At 60.3% G+C, this 4,293-nt stretch carries 4 protein-coding genes; all 4 read right to left on the minus strand.

All coding sequences use genetic code 11. The features are described from left to right. Positions 1 to 239, minus strand: a 239-nt coding sequence (locus tag WA943_RS09390; RefSeq protein ID WP_424469613.1) for a peptidylprolyl isomerase, incomplete at its 3' end; no start/stop codon positions are given. 33 nt (positions 240 to 272) lie between these two features. Further along, positions 273 to 794 carry a pantetheine-phosphate adenylyltransferase gene (gene coaD, locus WA943_RS09395; RefSeq protein WP_424469614.1) on the minus strand — a complete coding sequence of 174 codons (522 nt, stop codon included), beginning with the start codon at positions 792 to 794 and terminating at the stop codon, positions 273 to 275. Between the two features lie 8 nt (positions 795 to 802). Next, complete coding sequence (gene gyrA / locus WA943_RS09400) at positions 803 to 3,580, minus strand: DNA gyrase subunit A (protein WP_424469616.1); 2,778 nt, start codon at positions 3,578 to 3,580, stop codon at positions 803 to 805. Between the two features lie 426 nt (positions 3,581 to 4,006). Continuing rightward, positions 4,007 to 4,293: single-stranded DNA-binding protein (gene ssb / locus WA943_RS09405; RefSeq protein WP_424469615.1), on the minus strand; the 287-nt coding region annotated here is incomplete at its 5' end.

A 4,293-nucleotide genomic window follows, 5' to 3' on the forward strand; every position in this document is an offset into this window, starting at 1 on the left:
GTCTGGGCCATGAAGCCATCGATCACGCGATGAAAAAGGAGCCCGTTATAAAAGCCTTTGCGCGTCAGCTCCTTGATGCGGTCCACATGCGCGGGCGCGACCTTGGGGAGCAGCTCGATCACGACGCGACCATCTTTCAGGTCGAGATAGATCGTGTTCTCCGGATCGAAGGCGAATGCCGGACGGGCCAACGCGAGAAGCGCGAAGACCATAAAGGCGATACTTGTCAAACGACGCATCACTGTTTCCCTGTTTGTCCGATCGGCTGGCGATCAGTTTTTGCGCTGCTTCGCGATCGTCGCGAGGATCTTCTTTTCGACCCGCTTCGGCACGAAAGGCGAGATATCGCCACCCATGCTGGCAATCTGGCGAACGAGTGTCGATGAAATAAATTGCGTTTCGGGCGAGGCGGCAAGAAATACCGTTTCGACGCCCGGGTTCATGGTTCGATTCATACCGACCATCTGAACTTCGTATTCGTAGTCGATGCCGCTACGCAAGCCACGGATGATGACGTTCGCGCCATGCGCGTCCGCCGCATCGACAACGAGGCCCGAGAAAGCCGCCGTCGTGATCTTCGCACCGAGCTTTTTCGCAACCGGCCCGGCTTCCGCCTCGATGAGCGCGGCGCGCTCGTCAAACGACAGCATCGGCGCCTTGGTCGCATTGATGCCCATTGCCACCACGAGGTGATCGACGAGCGACAAGGCGCGGCGGATGATATCGAGATGCCCATTGGTCATCGGATCGAAAGTGCCGGGGTAGATCCCGATACGTTTAACCTTCGGCGCCATGCCTGCTCCTATTCGCCCGTATCACTCTCGGAGGTGTCGCCGTTCTCGGACGACTCGTCGACCCGTTCGACCGAGACGACACGCTCATCTGCCGTCGTGCGGAAGATCGTGACGCCCTGCGTCGCGCGGCCCGCGATGCGCACATCGTCCACCGGGCAACGGATGAGCTGGCCCGCATCGGTGACGAGCATGATCTGGTCAAGCTCCTCGACGGGGAAAGACGCGACGAGCTTGCCGTTACGTGTCGTCACCGTCATGGCGATAATGCCTTTGCCGCCGCGACCCGATGTCCGGTAGTCGTAGGACGAGGAGCGCTTGCCGAAGCCATTCTCGCTGACGGTCAGCACGAACTGTTCGCGCGCACCAAGCTCGGCATAACGCTCCGGCGTCAGCGTCAGATCGTCTGTCGCCTCATCATCTTCGACATCCTCGACCTCGATGACCTCCGTCTCCACTTCGTCGCCTTCGCCCGTCACCGCGCGACGCATTGCGCCTGCCTGCTTCTGATAGGCACGCGATTCAGCAGGCGTCACATCGACGTGTCGCAGAATGCTCATGGCGATGATCGTGTCATCCCCGTCGAGCCTGATCCCGCGCACACCCGTTGAACTGCGGCCCGAGAAAACGCGGACATCGGTGACGGGGAAACGAATGCAGCGGCCATTCGCGGCGGTAAGCATCACGTCATCATCCTCAGTGCAGGTTTGCACGCCGATGATTTCGTCGCCCTCGTCGTCGCCTTCGAACTTCATGGCGATCTTGCCATTGCGGTTGATCTGCACGAAATCCGACAGCTCGTTCCGCCGCACGCGACCCTTGCGCGTTGCGAAGACAACGTGATGGTTCGCCCAGATTGTCTCGTCTTCAGGCAAGGGCATGATGGTCGTGATCGTTTCGCCCTGCTCCAGCGGCAACAGGTTGATCATCGCCTTGCCGCGCGCTTGCGGCGTCGAGGCAGGCAGACGCCAGACCTTGAGCTTGTAGACCATGCCGATCGAGGAGAAGAACAGGATGGGCGTGTGCGTATTCGCAACAAAAAGCCGCGTGACGAAATCTTCGTCCTTTGTCGCCATGCCTGCCCGGCCACGTCCGCCGCGGCGCTGCGCGCGATAGGTCGAAAGCGGCACGCGCTTGATGTAGCCCTGATGGCTGACGGTGACGACCATGTCCTCGCGCTGGATCAGGTCTTCATCTTCAAAATCGTCTTCAGAATCTGCAAGCTCGGTGCGGCGCGGCGTCGCGAACTCGGACTTGATCGCCGCAAGCTCGTCTCTGATGATCGTCAGCACGCGTGCGCGACTGCGCAGAATGTCGAGATAGTCGGCAATCTTCTCGCCCAGGATCGTCAACTCGTCGCCGATTTCGTCGCGACCAAGTGCTGTCAGGCGCTGCAGGCGGAGATCGAGGATCGCCTTGGCTTGTGTCTCGGAGAGCTTGTAGGTGCCCTCCTCCGTCAAAGTGTGACGGGGATCGGCGATCAGCACGATCAGCGGCTCGATGTCTCTTGCCGGCCAGTCACGCGCCATCAAGCGCTCTCTCGCCGTCGCCGGATCGGGCGCGGTGCGGATCAGCCGGATCACTTCATCGATATTGGCAACTGCGATTGCGAGGCCGACCAACACGTGGGCGCGGTCGCGCGCCTTGGCCAGTTCGAACTTCGTACGGCGCGTCACGACCTCTTCGCGGAAATGCGTAAAGGCCTCGATGAGCTGCTTCAGGTTCATCAGCTCGGGGCGTCCGCGATCAAGCGCCATCATATTGGCGCTGAACGACGATTGCAGCGGCGAGAAGCGATAAAGCTGGTTCAGCACGACATCGGGAACGGCGTCGCGCTTCAACTCGATGACGACGCGCATGCCGTCGCGGTCGGATTCGTCGCGCAGATCGCTGATGCCGTCGATGCGCTTGTCGCGCACCAGCTCGGCAATCCGTTCGATCATCGTCGTCTTGTTCACCTGATAGGGAATTTCGCTGATGATGATCGAAAGCCTGTCGCGCTTGCCTTCTTCGATCTTCACGCGGCCACGCACCACGACCGAGCCGCGCCCGGTGTGATAGGCCGAACGCGCGCCTGCGCGGCCAAGCATGATGCCGCCCGTCGGAAAATCCGGCGCGGGCACATGCTCGATCAATTCGTCGATGCTGATGGCAGGATTGTCGATCAGCGCGATACAGGCGTCGATCACTTCGCCGAGATTGTGCGGCGGCACATTGGTCGCCATGCCGACTGCAATGCCGGCTGCGCCATTGACGAGCAGGTTGGGGAATTCGGCAGGCAGAACCTTCGGCTCTCTTTCGGAGCCGTCATAGTTGTCCTGGAAATCGACCGTGTCCTTGTCGATGTCGTTGACGAGCGCGTGCGCGGATTTCGCCATACGCACTTCGGTGTAACGCATCGCGGCTGCAGCATCGCCGTCGACGGAGCCGAAGTTGCCCTGTCCGTCGATCAGCGGCAGACGCATCGAGAAGCTTTGCGTCATGCGCACAAGCGCGTCGTAAATCGACTGGTCGCCATGCGGGTGATATTTACCGATCACGTCGCCGACGACGCGCGCGGATTTGCGGTAGGGCTTGTTCCAGTCGTAGCCGTTCTCATTCATGGAGAAGAGAATGCGGCGATGAACCGGCTTCAATCCGTCGCGCGCATCGGGGAGCGCACGGCTCATGATCACGCTCATCGCGTAATCGAGATAGGAGCGGCGCATCTCGTCTTCGATAGTGATCGGCGAGACGTCTTTTTCCGGGGGCAAGCCTGAAGCGCCTGACGGCGGATCGCCCGCTCCCAAACCGCCGCCGTTGCCCGGGGTCGGCTTGTCGCCGGGAATGTCGCTGTCTGTGGTGTCGGACAAGGGTTTTTCTGACTTTGGAGGACGCTTGCAGCGATGGCCGCAATGCGTCGTGACGGGCTTCTAAACAAGGCGACAGGCGACTGCCGAATCCCCCTCATTTATGTGTTGCAGAGCCTAACAGACGCGCCCCTTCGCGGCAATCCGAAATACGGCGCAAGGTCGCTTATAAGTTATTGAATTTAAAAGCAAAATAAAGTTTCTTTCGCCGCCTTTTATTGCCCCTGCTTATGCGCCTGAAAAAGCACCGTCGAACGCACCTCTGGCGCGATCTTCTTCCCGGAAACGCAGCTTGTTGCCGAACTAAAAACGCCCCTCTCCGCGATTGCGGGAGGGGCATTTTTCGCCGTCACTATAGCGAGTGACTCAGAACGGAATTTCGTCGTCGAGGTCCTGGGCGAAATTCGGCTTGCCGCCGCCGGAGCTGCGTCCGCCGCCGCCGCTGCCGTAATCGTCCCCGCCGTAATCGCCGCCGCCAGATGCACCCGCGCCACCGCCGCTTTTGCCGTCGAGCATGGTCAGCGTCGAGTTGAAGCCCTGCAGCACGATTTCCGTCGAGTATTTCTCAACGCCTGCCTGATCGGTCCATTTGCGGGTCTGGAGCGCGCCTTCGATGTAAAGCTTCGCGCCCTTCTTCACATATTGCTCGATGA

Source organism: Parvibaculum sp. (genome assembly GCF_049651025.1).
Classification (GTDB): domain Bacteria; phylum Pseudomonadota; class Alphaproteobacteria; order Parvibaculales; family Parvibaculaceae; genus Parvibaculum.

Bases quoted from the DNA above. Each gene is read 5' to 3' on its own strand.
- coaD (WP_424469614.1), bottom strand. From the start codon at position 794: ATGGCGCCGAAGGTTAAACGTATCGGGATCTACCCCGGCACTTTCGAT.